Here is an 18,265-nt window from a genome sequence, read left to right on the forward strand (position 1 = left end):
GAAAATCGGTTGTGAGCGGCCGGCGTCGTAAGTCATATCACTGCCCCAAACTCAGGTGCACTCCGACTCCTCCCCTATCGAGCCGGAGAAATGGCCTGGCTGCCCATGTACTTACACAAGGCAGTATTTTCCCATGCAGCAACTCCTCAAAGAACTCGAAGCCATACTCGCAGACATGAACGAATATCGCCGGGAGCACGACGCCTGGCTGATAAACATCGCGGAGAATCAACAGGCCGCCGCTGACAATTTGCTGGACTATCTCGCGTTTCGACAGCTCGATCGCCGGGATCTGCAGAGTCGCCTAAACAGCTGTGGACTCAGCTCACTCGCTCGCTCTGAAATGTCTATACGGGAACAGATTTATCGGGTCGCCGCCGTCATCAAAGCGCTGCTGGGACAAGAGCCCACCACAACGGCTCGCTGGGCTGAATTTCTCCACACCAGGGATCAGCGTCTGCTCAGTGCCCGCGCCGAAGAACTGTTCGGGCCATTTGCTCATCGCCGCACCGCACGCATTATGGTGACAATGCCTTCGCAAGCCGCCTGGGACCGCGATCTGATTCAGCGCTTGATCCACTCGGGAATGGATATCGCCAGAATTAATTGCGCTCACGATGGCGCGGTAATCTGGCTGTCGATTGCCAGGAATGTTCGCGAAGTTGCCGCCGCAGAAGGCAAAAACTGTCAGATCCAATTTGATCTGGCTGGCCCCAAACTACGCACAGGCCCAATGCCGCCGGGACCTCACGTTATAAAAGTAAAGCCGGAAAAAAATCTTCGAGGCCAGGTAGAAACCCCTTGCGCCATGACGTTTTACTGCCCTACCGATGAAGATATCCCAACAGATGCCGGCCATATCCCGGTCCAGTGCGACAGTTTCATGGCGTTCGGTCATATAGATCGCCTCAATTGGCGTGACGCTCGCGGTAAAAAAAGGTCGGCTCGGGTCGTGGAGCAGAACGAGCATGAGCTACGGGTTGAACTCGATGCCACAAGTTACTTCGAGTCTGGCATGATCATCGAAGCTTACGGCGAAGTCGGTCGTATTGCCTTTCAGCTTGCCGATCTGCCCGCGATTGAAAACTACTTGGCACTTGCCAAAGATGATCTGCTCAAATTGGTTGCAGATGGGCGCATAGCATCACCCGCTATCGTCGATGAGCAGGAGATCATCATTGAACCGGCAACCTTGTCCTGCGCATCACCCGAGGTTATCTCTCGGCTTCAGGTTGGGGAAACCGTAAAGTTGGATGATGGTAAGTTCAGCGGCCAGATCATCGCAACCGAGACAGATTCGATCCTCTTGCAAATTACTCACGCACCACCAGGTGGCGGAAAGCTTAAGGCGGAAAAAGGTGTCAATTTCCCAAATTCAGACCTAGGGCTTGCGGGGTTTACACAAGAGGATTTCAATGACCTACAAGACGTCGCCGCAGCGGCAGATTTAATCGCCCTGAGCTTCGTCAATCAAGGCAGTGATATTCTTGCTCTACAAAACGCACTGGACGACTTGCACGCCAACCACATCGGGATCATTTTAAAAATTGAAACCCGCCAAGCTTATGATCACCTGGCAGAGCTGCTGTTAACCGCAATGCGCAGTCAAAAAGTCGGTGTGATGATTGCTCGTGGCGATTTAAGTGTTGAACTTGGCTGGCAGGATATTGCCCAGGCCCAAGAGGAGTTGCTGCGTCTCTGTGCAGCGGCTCATCTTCCCGTGATATGGGCAACCCAGGTACTTGAGACACTGGCCAAATCAGGCAACCCCACTCGCAGTGAAATCACCGATGCCGCGATGGCGCAACGGTCCGAATGCATCATGCTCAACAAAGGCCCCTTTATTGAAGATGCGGTCACGATGTTAAACGCGATCACCAAAGGTATGGATCATCGGCAGACAAAGTGGCAACCATTGTTGCCGCCACTTGCGCTCTCCCCCCTGCCTGCAACAGCACCACAGATAACATCGGACGGATAACGCCCGAAGTTAATGAACGATATCGTTGTCTTTGCCACAGGCAGCCTGGTTTTCAAGACAGATTCCCGCCAGACAGGTTGCAGAGGAGACCTGCCGTTCTACGGCTTTTTCCAGGCGTTTAAGCTCGGGCAGTAAAATCATCAGCAGCGCATCGGACAACTGCTTCAACCAGCCCGCCAGCTCTTTCACTGGCGCTGCCAGTGTTGCAACCCGGTGCGTTTGTGCCTTGCCCTGAGCGGCTTTTTGAGCGAGATTGACGACGGTCGCCGATGGCGAGATATCGCCACTTGACCCGGGTCGCAAATCCCAACCGTCGATACTGTAGAGTATGTCTTCACGCTGTTTCAGCAATTTGCGATGCGTGCACAGCAGCGCATTGGGAATCAGAGCTTCGGACAACTGACATTCCCGCTGGCACCCCTGCAGCTCGGCACTGGAAAATGCCCGCCCGTAAGACACAATAGCATCGCGCAATAAGGGCGCTCGCAACAGCGGATCACACTGACTGCTGAGCACATAGCCGGCACAAAATCGGACCTGTTGCAGACCTTTACAGGTCATTGCCTTAACTTCAAATAATTCCTTGGCGCGATTACCTTCGCGTACCTGATTTTCCCTGACCATATGCCGCCACACCCCATTGAGCCCACTTCGACAAATAGGCTTAAACCTTAAACCCCAACTGTTTACGAAGAGACGAACACTGCCCCCAGCCCCTCAAGGAAATTGTCGGACTTTACGAAAAAAATGTAAACGTTAACATTTTGGATTATCGGCGGTGAACCGGCCAATGTGACCGGCGGATTTGACGGTCATTTTTTAATCAATCGTGGAAAATCCCGCAGGGACGAAGGTCTGGAAACTTATTCGCATAGTTATCCACAGAATCTGTGGGTAACCGAGAATGCCTTTCCTGAAAAATCGATGGGTTGCTTGTAAAGCAGGGGCCTTAGCCACACCAGTGACACAGTGTATAGACGACTTTGTCAATATCCAGAGGCTTGCTGATCAACTGATTCATGCCGACCGCCCTCGCCTTACGCAAATCCCGGGTAGACTCCATCGCTGTTAACCCAATGATTGGAATCGATGCAATCGCCGCCGGCCCCTTGCGAATACGTCGGGTGGTTTCGAACCCATCCAGAATCGGCATATAGATGTCCATCAAAATAGCATCGACGTCCGAGGCTTTTTTGAGCAAACTCAATGCTTCAGTACCATTTCTCGCCACGCGAATTTCGGCACCCCGCTCGGTGAGAATACTAGCGACCATTTCAATATTGAGATCGAGATCGTCCACGATCAGAACATTTTTACCCGCCAAACTGGACGTATCGCTACCGGGTTCAGGCACATCATTTACGATAGCCGTCACCTCATTCAATCTGTGTTCTAACGTTTGCGGCCCCTCCATACGGCGCCACAGCAACAACAGACGCCTGCCACGATGTTTACCGGCGACCAACAATCGTCCCTGACAACTGAACAGGATCATTTCCCCCGCTGAATCATGAAACCACAGCATGCTGGAGAACACGGCGCCAGGATTGGATTCCTCCGCGAGAAGGTAATCATCAAGAGCGTGTTGAAACGCGGCAAAGTCCGCTTCGGAAACCTGGTTACGCCAGCCATTCCCGCGAAAGTCATCGGCAGTAAATCCCAAAGGAGTACGGAAACTGTCGCTTATCCAAACATGCTCAGGATAGTCAACATCCCAGAACCAGAGTCCCTCCAGGCTCGATTCCAATAGCCCCACCACACCTTCGGCACCCTCGCCCAACAATCGGATCAGTTCTTTTTGCAAACGATGAGGTTCAGCGGTGGTCGCGGTTTTATTGGGCGGCGCAGACATGAGTGGTTACTCGCAGAGTCTTGGCAAAATGTCAAAATGAACGTCTTCTTAGACCATAGTACAGAAAAGCCTGAACAGGCTGGTCTTTAGCCTCAAGAAAACACGCTAACCCGTTGATCAAATTTGCGTTTATGCCGTGGACTGCTAATTTTATTGTTGACCGGTAAGCAAACGCTTGGCCATGTTTCCTACATAGATGCTGGCACGGGGATTACCCCCATGTCGCGCGAACCATCAGCTGCTGAAGCACAGTGTTATGGCGGAAACAGAACCCAATGAACCGCAGCGCCGGCATCCAGTGGCATTCACGCTACAGGTGACAAGGAAAGGTCACTCATTGCAAAGCAATTGGGTCGACTCTGCAGAGGTTTAGGAGAAGTGAACACGTGAAGCCAAATATCTTCGCCCGAGGCGATCTGAAAATGGTGGTGTTATGACAATCCCCTCCTGTCTTAATGAAGCGGTTCTGCAGCAGCAGGTGGAGGGAAACGACGAATTAATGCGCGCCATTCTGCGCTCATTCTGCACCGGTTACGAAAACTTCCACAACGAATTCAGTGCCGTCATTGCCGAACAAAACACCCTTGTCGCCACACGCATGGCGCATCAACTGCGGGGTGCAGCCCTGAATATTGCCGCACTGAGCCTTGCCGAGAAAGCCACCGCCGTTGAAAAATCGGTAGGTCACGGGAATTTTAGTGGCTGTGAACAAATGCTGGAGTCACTGCAAACTCACCTGCAAGAACTGCAAGAATACAATCAGCTGGCGGCTTTGGAATCGGCTCAGAACTTGTCGTTCGATAACGAAAACTACGGCGATTTAAAGAAAACAATGTTGCGACGCCTTGACGAGCGTCGTTTCATTTCAAGAGATCTGCGCAATGAACTGATGGCCTGCCTACAGGGGCTTGGTCTTTATACAGACGCCGATAATTTAACGAAGGCATTGGACACCTTCGATTACGCCCGTGCCAAAGTTATTCTTACCGAATTGAAGGACTAAGTTGTGGACCACATCGATCCCGCAAGAGTGTTGGTTGTAGAAGACGATCCGGTATGTCTGCACCTTATCAGCGAGCTTCTCGATACAGAGGGTTATGACGTCACCATTGCGATGAACGGCGCCGATGGTATGGCTCTGGCGAAAATGTCGTTTGATCTCATTCTACTGGATGTATCACTGCCCGACTTCTCTGGTGTCGCTGTCTTACGAGCCATCAAAGAACTTCACAACAAACAGCATGTACCTGTGGTTGCCCTCACCAGCTCAGATCATCCTGAAGACATCAACGGCATGTTTCATGCTGGCGCCATCGATTACGTACTCAAACCGTTTAACGAACTGGTGATGAAAGCGAAAATTCGCACCTTCATCGACCTCAAACAAAAAACTGAAAAACTGAACCAAATGGCGGTTCAGGACCCGCTAACGGGCACCTACAACCGCCATGTGTTTACCGAACGCCTCACCATCGAGTGGCGCCGCATGGCGCGCTACCACAAACCACTCGCGCTGCTGATGATCGATCTCGACGATTTTAAACAGATCAACGATACCCACGGACACCCTGCGGGCGATGCCTGCCTGTCACGGGTTGCAGAGACACTGATGGGCTACGCTAGACGCGCTGGCGACATGGTCGTGCGCTTCGGTGGTGACGAATTTCTGATGCTGTTACCAGAGGTCGACCTGGACCATGCGATCGGCCTTGCGGAGATTATTCTGAAGACCGTGAATCGACACGGAACCAACCCGGATCCCAATCTTCCCAGCACCCCCATCGGCCTGTCGATTGGCTGCGCCAGCGTGATTCCGTCACTGGATATTGAACCGGAATCGCTACTGGCCGATGCGGACGAACAACTCTATAAAAGCAAAACCCTGGGCGGCAAAAATTGCGTCAGCCCCGGCTGGGAAAACAGCAACGCCACACCAGCAGCGGAGTAACTCTCAGCGGCCGCGTCTGTCAGCCGCGTCCATCGTCCAAATCATCGGTATCGACTTGCCCCGTCATTCGCCGACGGATAAAGGACCAGGACATCCCCAGTGCCAGAATCAATGAAATCAGCAAAAGCACTACCCAGGACATGGCATTGGCGGAATCCAGGCGCAGCCACCCGATATCGACAAACAACCAGATAATGCAAGCAAACAATGCCGACCCGAGTATGATGCCCAGCCAACCGAGAGACATAAATGTCGCTCGCACAAAGATGATCCAACCGATCAACAGCAAAATACCGACGATCGCCGCGACTGGTCCGAAGTTTCCCGCCCCCAAAACCCAACCGATAAATGAAAAATGCGTCGGGTTATAGGTTCCAAACACCAAGAGAATAGAGAATAGCCAGCGCAGCCCAAAGCTGCCGGACGAGAATGTTCCTGCCATGAAAAAGCTCCTTGTACTCAGGCTGCAAGGATAATAGTGGTGCCGCGCGAGAACAAGCGCTTCCAACCGCCAAGTCGACGACCTGTTCCGAGGTTATGTCATACCCAATCCGAATAATGCCGCTGCGCTAAAACCCTTTTGTTCTATAGGGAATTGACAATATAAATGCAGCTAGACTCACAGTAGACCCGACAATTTTTGGTAAAGCCACCCAATCGATCCTCTAGATTTTGCGGCAAAAACGACAAGCACCGACTCTTGTCGCACTTCCCTCCTCACGCTAGTGGCCTCCTACCGCCACGAGGAACACGAATGATAAAGGCCGATTTCTCAGACAAACTGCTGGAGATGCTGTCTGAAGACAGCGTCAACCTCGCGCAAAGAGAAGCCATCCGACTGTTCGATAAACTGATCTACATTGCCGAATTCAGCGTCGAAGGAACACTGCGGGACTGCAACCGTAACTTCGCCAGCTGGCTTAAAGTCTTGCCTGAAGATGGCATTCAGTTTGAAGATCTGGTGCAGGATTCCATCGCTCTGGATTTTACGGAAATTGTGTCCGAGGAGCTTACAGCGTTTTCATTTGTGCTGGGAGACACCCAGGATCAATTCATCTACTTACAGGCGCGCTCCTCTACCGTCAGAGACAAAAACGGCAAACCCACCGGCGTGGTGGTGGTCTGCCACGACGTGACATCTTCCGTATTTTTACAGGTGGAATTGCAGGAAAAGTACGGTGCAATTCTGAGTTCACAGTTGGTTGCCGAGTACAATCCCGATGGAACATTACTCAACGCCAACTCCCAGTTTCTGCAGCTGATGGGTTACCCGGAAGAACTGTTAATCGGCAAACATCACGCCATTTTGGTCGACCAAGACGATGCGGATTCCCCCGCCTATCGAAAGTTTTGGGAAAACCTCAACAACGATATGCCGGAATCCGGCGCATTTTTACGCTTTGATCGCAAAGGCAACAAGCGCTGGCTTCAGTCGACCTACACACCCATTAAGAATTTTTCAGGCAAGGTGCAAAAGATCGTTGAATTCTCAACGGACATCACCGAACGATTTCTTGAACAACTGGAAAATCGCAGCAAGATCGTTGCCATCGATGCAACCCAGTGCGTCGTCGAATTCTCGCCTGATGGAACCATTACCGGTGCCAATCCCGCCTTCTTAAACATCATGGGATATACCGCAAGCGATGTGATTGGCAAACAACATCAGATTTTGTGCTTGGCCGAAGACGTCGACAGCAAAGAATACCGGCGTTTTTGGACGCAACTGAGCGAGGGCAAATCCTTTCAGGGCGAATTTAGACGTCGCGACGCCAGTGGCAAAATACTTTGGCTATTTGCCACCTATACGCCGGTTAAGGATGAAAAGGGTCAAGTGGTGCAGATTATTAAACTTGCCACCGACATCACTGAGGACAAGCGCCGCCGCCACGAAATCGACGCTATTCTAACGGCAATCGACAGCAGTCAGGCCTTATTGGAAGTCGATGTCTCAGGCAAGATTCTCAATGCCAACGACAGTTTTGTGCAGGACATGGGTTATACCCTGCAGGAATTGCGCAGCCTCTATCATACTGCCTTGGTTGATCGCCGCACGGCCAACAGTCAAGAATTTATGGATATCTGGGAAACCGTGAAAAACGGTGACCATGTCACCCAAGAAGTCCGCTTGAAAGATAAAGACGGTAACGCTGTCTGGTTTCAGGGCACCTTTAGCCCGGTTTTCAGCGTGGCCGGGAAAGTCGATAAATTCATTTTCCTTTGCAAGAACATTACCGATGTTAAACGCACAGCCCAGGAACGAGAGCAGGCATTAAAAGCCATATCTGCATGCAATTGCATTATTGAAATTAGCGCTGACCACCAGATTAACAGCATCAACAATGTTGCCGAGAAGGTGCTCAGCATTACCGATGATGAAATTGCGGGTAAGGACGAGAGTCTGATTTTATTTGAAGATGAGATTTCCGAGTCGGAACACCAAAAGCTGTGGCGAAGAGTCAAACAAGGTGAACAGGTCATTACTGATCTGCACATGAAAGATGCCTATGGCCACGAAAAATGGATCAGGTCGACACTCTCACCCAACTATGACCTCAACGGGCGTTTTCTACAGGTGTTAATCGTCGGAAGCGATATTACCGAACAAAAAAATATGCAAATGGAAACCGGCGCCAAGCTGCAGGCTATTGAGCGCTCCCAGGCAACCATTGAATTTGATATTAAAGGCAATATCCTCGATGCCAATGCCAATTTTCTGGATCTTCTGGGTTACAAATTGGAAGAAATTGTCGGTAGCCATCATCGATTGTTTGTCTCAGAAAAGGATGCCAACGAGTCAGAGTACCTAATGTTTTGGGACCGCCTCGGTAGAGGCGAATTTCACAGCGGCGAATATAAGCGGGTGGGCAAAGGCGGCAAGGAAGTTTGGATTCAAGCTACCTACAACCCCGTTTTCGACGCCCGCGGTAAACCCGTCAAAGTCGTTAAATTTGCCTCAGATATCACGCAACAAAAACTCCACAACGCCGAATTTGAATCCAAGGTCGTTGCAATTAATCTCGGCCTGGCGGTCATTGAATTCGATCTCGACGGCAATGTCATCACCGCAAACCGAAACTTCCTCGCCACCATGGGCTATACCGAGAATGAAATCATTGGCGGACACCACAGCATGTTCTGTACCAATGAGCATGTTAAAAGCGAGGAATATCGGGATTTCTGGATTCGCTTAAATGAAGGTGAGTTTATCTCCGGCCGTTTTAACCGAGTCGGGAAATTTGGACGAGAGGTCTGGATTCAAGCCACCTACAACCCCATTCGAGACCTTAATGGCAGAGTGACAAAAATTGTTAAATTCGCTCAGGATATTACCAAGGAAGTGCAACTGGAGCAGCGTATTATCAACCGCAGCCAGTCAATGCAAGATGACTTGTTCAGCTTACTGAAATCAATCAAACAGGTTGGAACACTGTCAACTCAGGCGCTGGATGTCGCCAGTACCTCGTCACAATCTGCGACTCAAGGGCAGGATTCTGTCGCCAATATGCACGCCTCGATCAAAGCGATCTCCGGCACGAACAACCGCATATTTACCGTACTGGGAAAAATTACTGAAATTGCCAACCAGACCAATCTGCTGGCATTCAACGCTGCGGTAGAGGCCGCCCGGGCGGGAGAACAAGGCATCGGCTTTTCTGTTGTCGCATCAGAAGTTCGCAAGCTTGCAGAGAGATCCGCGCAATCGGTCGATGAGATAAACACATTGATCAACGAAATGCAGCAAAGTGTTGAAGACGGCTTGCAGCTGTCGCAGACAGCGTCATCGAGCTTTTCTTTGATCACCGAGTCAATCAATTCAAATTTGGCCATGATCCGCGAAGTGGTCGAAGTCGCCCGCGACCAGGAAGTCCGGGCAACGCAATTGGAGACGGTAGTCGCAGAACTCAAGTCGGCCGTTGACCACTCGTGAACGCCGCAACTCACACCACGCAGTTGGGTGTATTAAAGCGTAGAGAGCGCCTGTTTGCGGTGCACTATCGCCAAGTTAAAGAAGCGATTCCCGCCGGCGACATTCAATTTATCTGGAATGCAAACCCGGCCGTATTGGGTGGAATCAACTTGCGCGGACTTATCGTTCCCGTTATTGATCTGCTGCCCGGCAAGGAAGCACCCGATACCCAAGGCGACGCGGCCGTGTTGGTTATTGAGCAGGATGGCAAAATCCTGGGTATCTATGTAGAAAAAGTCGTTGGACTGTTTACGGCCGACGCCGAAACCATCACCGAATTCACACACCAGCAATCCGACAACATCGATAAGCTCCTTTCTGGCGGCGTTTGGCTGCAAGAACTCAATCAAATTATTTCCGTACTGGACCTGTCTATTTTGCTGGCCTGTGATCAACTCCCCCACGTCAGCAGCCTGCAAAGTGACGCACAACGTCGAGACATCGACGGAGGCGGACTGAGTTATCTGATTATCGGCATTGGCAAATATCTGCTCGCCATTGATGTGGATATGATCAATGGTATTGTGATTGACCCGGAACTGGAGACTGGCTATCGCTCCGGTGACTACTACCTTGGCGACATTCTTTACGAAGGTAATAAAATTCCCGCGGTAAATTTCGCCATATTCTCCGGACTCGCAGAGTCGGGAGGTGAGCCCCCGAAAAACGCCCTACTGGTTGCGTTTGAGGAGCGCCTTGTCGCCCTATATGTTCACACAGTGATCGACATCCAACTATTGCACGCCGAGGAAAAGCTGCCTCTACCGGCCCAGTCATTTCGACGGCCTGAACTGTTTAGCGGTATTCTTGGCAAGCAACCCAGCGTACAGTTTCAGGCCGCACACAGCTTGGACATTGCCAATAACGCGGTGTTATTTATTGACGGGCCGGCGCTGCTGCAAGACCCACAGCTGGCTGGCATATCAAAAATGTACCGCAAACAAGCTGAAACTTCGGCAATCGAATCAAATACGGAATCCGAGTCAGCAAATGAAGCGTCTAAAGTGGGCGAAACCGCCCTATTAATTCAAGCGGGGGGGCCGCTACTAATCCCCATCAATATGGTCGACGAAATTGTCAGCGATGTTCATCCGTTTATTCGCAGTTATCCGGGTGCTGGCTCCAGCGGTCTGATGCTACTCAAATCCGGGCCTCTGGGCCTCTTCGATTTATGTGATCTGGTAAACTCCGAGCCACTGTTTCAATCTGAACAGACCGCGATCATTGTCTGCCATTTTGAAAATTGCCGACTTGGCTTCATGATTGAAGAGCTGGTGGATGTTGTAAAATACTTCCCAGTCAGTAAAGAACAGGCGGCTGATCTCCAGTCACGCCCCACCTTCGCACCAATACTGAACATGCTGTCACTCTGTAAATATCAAGAGGCGGAACGCCGAAAGATTATCTATCGCCTGGATCTGTTTGAATTGACTCGGCAGTTGGTGTGTACCGATCGACCGTCTCTGGAAGATGAATTGGCCGCCACCCAGCAAATCGATACCCAGGTCAGCCACCGCGACTCTGATACGGCACTATAACGCCAATATCCTGCCTTTTTTCTGCTTATCGTCCATAATTGACGGAAAGAACGCCTCTTTTTGGCGTCAGCGACCGTATAAAGGCCCACCTCTTGATCGTGTGCTCTTTCCGCCGAAGCTTGCACTCACTCAGAGGACTCTCAACCATCAAAAAAATGAACCAGGGATACTAAGTGACAGCCGAAACCTTCCTGACTGCCTTAAACCACTGGCGTGATCAAGTTCTCGACTCTCTGACACGACCGGAAACCTATGCCGAAATTGGCCTGATACTTGTTATCTACGTTGTCGCCTATGTCTTAACCGGGCGAGTGCGACAGTTGTTGCCGTTTTTACGAAAACCACCGGCCAACCCAGCGGGTTATCCCGTCATAAACTTCTTGTATCGCTGTGGCAAACTGCTCTTCCCTCTGTTTGCCATTATGCTGTTGCGTTTCGCTATTGAATTCAGCCAGTGGGCCATGGATGACGACTGGGTGATTAAAACCGCTTTTGCGGTCGCCATTTTGCTGCTGTTTCACAATTTTGTGAAACTGGCCATCACCAATCGATTGGTCGCCAATTGGTTTCACTGGATCGGTACGCCACTGCTGTTTTTACATTTGATCGGCCTTCTCGACAACGTGATTGCCGTGTTGGACTCCATGGCGATTCAGATTGGCAACATTCGCCTGTCGGGGTATGGCATCACCCGCCTCATCATCTTTGGTTCACTGCTGTTCTGGCTCGGACGCGTCTCCAACTCAACCGGCCAAACCATTATTCGACGCCAGGAATCCCTGGATTTACGCACACGTGAAGTGCTCGCCAAACTTTTCGAGATTGGTATTTTTGTCCTGATCGGTCTCTTGATGCTGCAGGTGTTGGGGATCAACCTTACAGCGCTGGCGGTATTTGGCGGCGCCGTGGGGGTTGGACTCGGCTTCGGCCTACAGGCCATTGCCTCGAATTTTATCTCCGGCATTATTATTTTGCTGGATCGGTCTGTTGCGGTTGGGGATTATGTCGAACTCGACGATGGTCGCACGGGCATCGTCACCCAACTCAATATGCGTTCAACAACTCTGGAAACTTTCGACGGGAAAGACATCGTCGTTCCAAACGAAAAATTCATCAGTGAAACCTTCACCAATTGGACCCACAAAAACAAAAAACAGCGTTACCGGGTCGATTTTTCTGTCGCCTATAAAACCAACGTTCGAGAAATGGTCGAACTGGTGAAAGCCGCGGTGGCGGCTCATCCGCAGGTGTTAAGTGGCGAAACGGTTCCCGTCGAGGAGAGACCCGATTGCGAGATTGACAGCTTTGGCGATTCCGGCATCAATATGTTTGTGGAATTCTGGATGGAAGGCATCGACGACGGTAAAAATCGTGTCGGAGGCGACCTGCTGCTGATTATTCTCGAAACCCTGCAGGACAATGGTATCGAGATCCCCTTCCCCCAGCGGGAAGTCAGGATGTTGTCCGAAGAGGATGTCCCCCAGGAAGCCAAAATATAAGACAGGCAGCGCAAATGTAGGATTCGGGTATGACAGAGGCAGGATTAAACGCTCGCCATACCCGCGATCTCGAACAACGGCTCACTGGCCGATTAAAATCAACTTGCCGGTTTCCGGATCCCGATAAACCTGCCCGACTGGCTCGTATCCCTGTCCATTCTGCAACTGGCTTTGCAAGCTGTCAGGAACGCTCGGCAACTCTTTGCCGGAAGAGACCTCCTGGGGAGCTTGCGAAAAATGGCTTTGCAAATCGGAACTGAAAGCCACCAAAGCCGCAATTAGACCACAGGCAAACACCAACACCAGATCGACCAGATTCGCCAGTGGCCCCAACGGCTCTTCATCACTCTCGAGAAATTCACTGCGACGCCAACGATCCATCAACGCGTCTCCTCGTTCGGCAACGCATCAATCGCCGCATCGTACCAACGCCGTCGCAAGCGGCCGATAACAAATCCCACCATACCAGCCAACAATCCCACCACGGTGGTATCAAAGGCGACTGTCATCGCGGTGGTCAATATCTGCAACTCTCCCTGACCTAAAGCAGCCAATCCTGGCCCCAAGGGAATCAACGTTCCCATCAAACCAAACATAGGCGCAAGTCGGGTAATAAAGTCTGCCCGCTCAATACGTTGCTTGCCCACCGCCATCAAACGTTGACGATTTTGCAAACGTTGAATGCCTCCCCACCGCTCTCCGCAGGCAACACCAATTTCCCATACAGCCAGAATCAACAGCCCCACCAAAACCCAAATCACCGGCTCCAGCAGCACACTGGTAATCCGATGCAGCAGATCCGCAGAATAACTACTGAGCAGCATAGATTACCCTCTTATTCCTTACATGCGTTTTCATTGCTTCTCCATCATTCGCCCCGGCAGATCGTCAAGTGGCTCGGCGCCCACGCCAAAATCCGAAGGCCAATAACGCCACCAAAACACAGCCCAAAAACCAGAGCATCGGCTGGGAATCCGCGGCCGAGTTATCGTCTGAATTTTCTTCCGAACGGGTGTTTTTTTCCTCTGATGGCTCTGCAACAGACGTCTCTTGGGCTGAAGGCTCTTTTCCGGATGCCCCTTGCGCTGAAGGCTCTTTACCAGATACCGCTTCCGCTGATGGCTCTTTACCAGATACACCTTGAGCTGAAGGCTCTGCGGTCAAATCTGCCGGTTGGCTCTCGGGTTTTACGGCCTCTGCGTTGAGCTCCTGAATATGGCTTGGCGCATCGTCAACGGGAGACTCCGGCAAGCGCGCTTGAGCCAATACAGCCGCCAGTGCTGTTGCCGTCTCCGCATCCACATTGGCTTTGACCAATTCGTACATTGGATGATCCGCGTGGGTGTGGCCACTGCCCGGGATACCGGCCGTCAGTATGTTGTCCGCAAACTGTTGAGATAACTGCTGAACAGTTTCCTCGTCGGCGTCCCAGAACCCCTTGTCAATGGCAACCAACATAATCGCCAGCATATTGGTTTGTACCTGCTGCTGGTAATCCTCGCTCAGGAATTCATCCAGTCCAAGATCCAAAGAATCATCAACGTAGACCGACTTCACTTCTTCCCAGACGCGATCATTGATGATGTGCGGACTGGTCACCTGCCAGCCCCACAGGTACTCCATAAATTCGCTGCCCATGGTTCGTGCACCGGCATAACCCTCTTCCATCAGCGGTTTGATCCACTGGGGATTGAGGTAGCGACTGCGCAGTTCACGCAACAAGGCATCCGGTAATTGATCGATACGAAGATTGGCATTATCGGCGTGATTAATCACTGAGCTTTGAGGCTGCTTACCGGACACAGATTCGACGGCCATATTTAAGCCACCCAAATAATCAAAGGCGTCGTTGTTATCCATAAGACCATAGAGGTGGCTTGCACGGCCCAAGTAGGTATCCGTTACACCCGCGAGCTGTTCGCGAAATAACGCCTGACTCGGTTCACCCGACAGGCCACTGCCGAAGACATGTCCCATACGTTGAATAAACACATCGGACAGTTCGTCGCGCTGATCCCAACTGCTGGAGCGTTCTGCCATGCGATTTATACCCGCGCCGTAGCTGCCCGGAGCTATCCCGAATACCCGCAGACTGGACTCACGCCCCAGTTCTTCGGCATTCATTTCTGGCTGTTCGGCGAGACGTCGGCTGGCCTCTGCCACCCAGTTGGCAGCGACCCGGTTACTGTCCAAGGATTCCTCGCCTCCGAGACGCTCACCGTCTAAAGGTCGCAGAGCGGCTTCCAGTGGAACAAATAGCGCGGGATAATCGCGTTTGATGACATCCGCACTGGCGTCCAGTGCCAGTAAGCTGGCCTTATCCAGCAACACCAAATGAGAGCCGTAGAGATCGCGAAACAGGCCCGAGGTGTTAAAGAGCACGTCCAATCGCCGAGGTTGCGTGTCGTCCAGGGGCAGGCGCTCTAAACCCTTGATAATGCCACGGCTATTCCAGACCGGACGCACCCCCAACAGCCGCATGCCAAAGGCGATCATCGCGCCTTCGTCCCTAACCGCATCGGAAGCCCACAAAATCACCGCCTGTTTACCCCCATCCGTTTCTGTCTCAATATGTTTTTCAAGAACAGCTTCCGCCAGTTGACTGCCAATGTCGTAACCCACTCGCGTAGGCAGCAAGCTGCCATCCAGAGAATGAAAGTTGCGCCCGGTGGGCAGGGCTTCCGGCGTACGGATCGGATCGTTACCTTTGCCGGGGGCAACGAAGCGACCCTCCAGGCCAGCCAGCAAGGCCGTCATTTCCTGGGATGGCGACTGTGCCAGATGAGTTCGCCACAGGGCCAATTCATCCGCATCTGGATCACTGCCCTGGGCCATTGACGCCAGCATGGTCTGCAGCGCGGCCTCATCCCAATCGCGACCAAAGGTGTGTAGCCCCAACGGCATAAAGCTCTCTTGCAATTTAGTGAGATAGTGGCCGGTTTCATGGAGAAGAAATTCGTCATCAATGGCATCGAAGCCGACGCCGCGTACGGTCAGCTCCTCATCCATACTGGCCACCAGCTCATCGCGCAAATCCAGATCGTCAATGGCACGCCGCAGGGATTCGATGGCTCGCTCCCGCGTTGATGGATCGGTTGCTGCCTCAGCGCTTTCGATCAGCTGCCGCAGTTGCAGCAGGTTGTCGTAGATTTCCGTGGCGGCAAGCGGCGGCGTTAGGTGATCAACCATCACCGCCAAACCACGACGTTTGGCTGCGGTCCCCTCACCCACACCGTCGACGATGTAGGGATAAACCCCCGGAAGATCTCCCGCGACAATGCTCGGATAGTCTTCTTCGGAAAGGCCAACACTGCGCTTGGGAAGGAATTCGTAGGTGGAGTGTCGTCCCAGATGAACCACCGCATCGGCTTTGAAAATCGACTGAATATATTGATAGAAGGCCAGATACTGGTGCGGCGGCGGAAATGACAGGTTTGCGTGCAACAGCTCTTCGTTAATTTCCCAGCCACGAGGCGGTTGAGGACCGATAAACACGTTGCCGAACGTCAGCCCGGGAATCAGCAGTTTGTTATCCCAGACCATTACCCGCCCTGGAGGCGCGCCCCAGCCGCGAATACCTTCGATCTGCATCGCCAACAGCGCATCACTTAACGCCCGGGCGTGAGACCAATCTGCGGTCTCTCCCAATGCAACCTTGTGCAGCTCTTCTGTGTAACTGTGTTCCAACTGATCGAGAAGATCGAGCGCTCGCTCGCGTCCCTCATGGCGCAGGCCATCGACAGCGTGATGTAAATCCGCGATGGTATTTTCTGAAAAGTGTTGCAGATGTTCGACGCGGCTTTGGCGATCCTGCACCGACGTTACATCCGTCAATGAAGCCACCGCTGCCTCCAGCTTGACTTCGAGCGCACCGAGCGGCCCGTTTTCCATTTCCGCCTGAACGGCAGCGGGCAATTCGTCAAACCAAGCTTGATAGTCCGCGGCAGCAATACCGGTGCCTGACTCAGCCATATCTGCCAGTGCGGTCGAATCTTCCGGGAGATTTACGCCTTTTGCCTGCAAAAGTTCGAGCAACTCTGCAGACGTTTTCGGCAGCTCTCCTGTTTTATAGCCCGCTTTCTGCATCGCCTGTAAAATTTCCAGCAGGCTGTCGGGAACATTCAGATTATCGGCACCGATGTTGTGTCTACCGGGAGGATGATTGTAATAAACAATGGCGACCCGCTTGTCGGCATTGTCTTTCTTCTGCAGCGCTAGCCAGCGCTCGATACGCTTAACTTGACGTTGCACTTCTGCCGTTTGCGGCGTGCTGACATGCAATGCGGCTCCAGTTTCACGATCTATCTCATCTTCCGAACTGAGCGCCACCACTTGCGGTTGGCTGACGCCCTGCAATTCGGGCATGGCAACCCGGTAATGCACACTGTCTTTCGGCATGCCCTCCGTCGATAACTGATAGTCTGCCAGACTCCATTTATCCAAACGAATGCCCTTGATGATCGGAACGCCCAACTCTTCAAATTGCCCTTTCACCGCTTCGCGGCCGTCGCCACCACCGATGACAAAGTCCTGCAATGCAACCACCGCCGTCGGTCGCTCCTGCAATGTCGGCTCGCTCATAATTGACAGAATGCTGTCAATCGCTTTAACGCTCGGCGCCCCCCAGTCGGCCATGACGGAGACACAGGCACCGCTTAACTGTTGGCAGTAAGCTCGGTGCAGCGCCCATTCCCCACCGAGATCGCCGGTGTTGTGATCGACAATCCAGACAATCGACTCGGCGTCCTGTAACTCATTGAGCAAATCCGATTGAGAGAGCCAGGTTTCCTGACCATTGCTATGCAGCGCAAATCGCAATGGCGCCACGTCTTCCGGTGGTGCGACATTCTCTACGCCCGATAATACAGACAGCATGCGCTCGACATTGGCGACATTGCGGTTAAGCCAATAGGCGCGCAACCGCAGCCAATCGCGGTATTCCGGCCATTCAGCTACCACCGCAGCGAGTCTGTCTGGATTCCCGACATCGGAGGACTCACTGATGAGAGCTTCTGGCAAGCCATTCGGATACGACTTGCCTTGCGAATCCGTCGAGAGCCGATCCAATCGGTGATCGCTGTGCAAAACGACACGGTACTGTTTTTCGGGATAACGCATCTGCAGCAAACGCTCGATGGGCTCACCGAAGACGCCGAAAAACGCGACTGTGTCACTGGTATCCAGCAACTGCTGAAATTCACTCTGTGCCATCAGCTGCAACTGAGTCACACTGCGAATTTGAAACTGTATATCCGCTGAGCCATCTATGACGCGATGCGCACCGGCGACGATCGGAGCCAAAGACCGATCAGACACCACAACCAGCGTCTGGCGCGCGTCGGCAAAATGAGAAAAACATACGATAAAAGCGATGACTAGCCAGCGGCAGGCAGACGAAGGCCGAGCGCGACTGGCCCGGAGCAAATCAGGCAGCATGAGAGAAACTCTGTAAGTCTATGGGTCGTGCGCAGTTAACT

The 18,265-nt window shown here is 52.2% G+C and carries 12 protein-coding genes; 6 read left to right on the plus strand and 6 right to left on the minus strand.

What is annotated here, in order from left to right; translation table 11 throughout:
- Positions 1-133: 133 nt before the first annotated feature.
- On the plus strand, positions 134-1,981 hold the full coding sequence (locus tag ACXAFR_RS11855) for a pyruvate kinase (RefSeq protein ID WP_475177037.1): 1,848 nt from the start codon (positions 134-136) through the stop codon (positions 1,979-1,981).
- Positions 1,982-1,990: 9 nt separating this feature from the next.
- On the opposite strand, the gene ACXAFR_RS11860 is transcribed toward ACXAFR_RS11855, so the two are convergent.
- The gene (locus ACXAFR_RS11860; RefSeq protein ID WP_475177039.1) at positions 1,991-2,605 is read right to left on the minus strand and encodes a hypothetical protein; all 615 of its coding nucleotides are present in this window, start codon (positions 2,603-2,605) and stop codon (positions 1,991-1,993) included.
- Positions 2,606-2,930: 325 nt separating this feature from the next.
- On the minus strand, positions 2,931-3,833 hold the full coding sequence (locus ACXAFR_RS11865; protein ID WP_475177041.1) for a response regulator: 903 nt from the start codon (positions 3,831-3,833) through the stop codon (positions 2,931-2,933).
- 433 nt (positions 3,834-4,266) lie between these two features.
- On the opposite strand from ACXAFR_RS11865, the gene ACXAFR_RS11870 reads away from it, so the two are divergent.
- Complete coding sequence (locus tag ACXAFR_RS11870) at positions 4,267-4,836, plus strand: Hpt domain-containing protein (RefSeq protein WP_475177044.1); 570 nt, start codon at positions 4,267-4,269, stop codon at positions 4,834-4,836.
- Positions 4,837-4,839: 3 nt separating this feature from the next.
- Complete coding sequence (locus tag ACXAFR_RS11875) at positions 4,840-5,781, plus strand: GGDEF domain-containing protein (protein WP_475177046.1); 942 nt, start codon at positions 4,840-4,842, stop codon at positions 5,779-5,781.
- A gap of 19 nt (positions 5,782-5,800) precedes the next feature.
- Here ACXAFR_RS11875 and ACXAFR_RS11880 read toward each other — a convergent pair whose 3' ends face one another.
- The gene (locus tag ACXAFR_RS11880; RefSeq protein ID WP_475177049.1) at positions 5,801-6,223 is read right to left on the minus strand and encodes a DUF6524 family protein; all 423 of its coding nucleotides are present in this window, start codon (positions 6,221-6,223) and stop codon (positions 5,801-5,803) included.
- A 312-nt stretch (positions 6,224-6,535) separates the two neighbouring features.
- Here ACXAFR_RS11880 and ACXAFR_RS11885 point away from each other — a divergent pair, with 312 nt between their 5' ends.
- The 3 genes from ACXAFR_RS11885 to ACXAFR_RS11895 all read left to right on the plus strand — a co-directional run bounded on the left by ACXAFR_RS11885 (position 6,536) and on the right by ACXAFR_RS11895 (position 12,788).
- Positions 6,536-9,712, plus strand: coding sequence for a PAS domain S-box protein (locus ACXAFR_RS11885; RefSeq protein ID WP_475177051.1), 3,177 nt, complete (start codon positions 6,536-6,538; stop codon positions 9,710-9,712).
- Positions 9,709-11,289, plus strand: coding sequence for a chemotaxis protein CheW (locus tag ACXAFR_RS11890; protein WP_475177054.1), 1,581 nt, complete (start codon positions 9,709-9,711; stop codon positions 11,287-11,289). Before ACXAFR_RS11885 ends, ACXAFR_RS11890 begins: the two co-directional genes overlap by 4 nt.
- Before the next feature lie 173 nt (positions 11,290-11,462).
- On the plus strand, positions 11,463-12,788 hold the full coding sequence (locus ACXAFR_RS11895; RefSeq protein WP_475177056.1) for a mechanosensitive ion channel family protein: 1,326 nt from the start codon (positions 11,463-11,465) through the stop codon (positions 12,786-12,788).
- Between the two features lie 81 nt (positions 12,789-12,869).
- On the opposite strand, the gene ACXAFR_RS11900 is transcribed toward ACXAFR_RS11895, so the two are convergent.
- From ACXAFR_RS11900 to ACXAFR_RS11910, 3 genes are all read right to left on the minus strand, one after another.
- Positions 12,870-13,169 carry a DUF2149 domain-containing protein gene (locus tag ACXAFR_RS11900; RefSeq protein ID WP_475177059.1) on the minus strand — a complete coding sequence of 100 codons (300 nt, stop codon included), beginning with the start codon at positions 13,167-13,169 and terminating at the stop codon, positions 12,870-12,872.
- On the minus strand, positions 13,169-13,612 hold the full coding sequence (locus tag ACXAFR_RS11905) for a MotA/TolQ/ExbB proton channel family protein (protein WP_475177061.1): 444 nt from the start codon (positions 13,610-13,612) through the stop codon (positions 13,169-13,171). Before ACXAFR_RS11905 ends, ACXAFR_RS11900 begins: the two co-directional genes overlap by 1 nt.
- 64 nt (positions 13,613-13,676) lie before the next feature.
- A complete protein-coding gene (locus tag ACXAFR_RS11910; RefSeq protein WP_475177063.1) occupies positions 13,677-18,224 on the minus strand; it encodes a cobaltochelatase subunit CobN in 4,548 nt (1,515 codons plus the stop codon).
- Positions 18,225-18,265: the final 41 nt, after the last annotated feature.

The organism is Pseudomaricurvus sp. ABR4_320 (genome assembly GCF_056159445.1).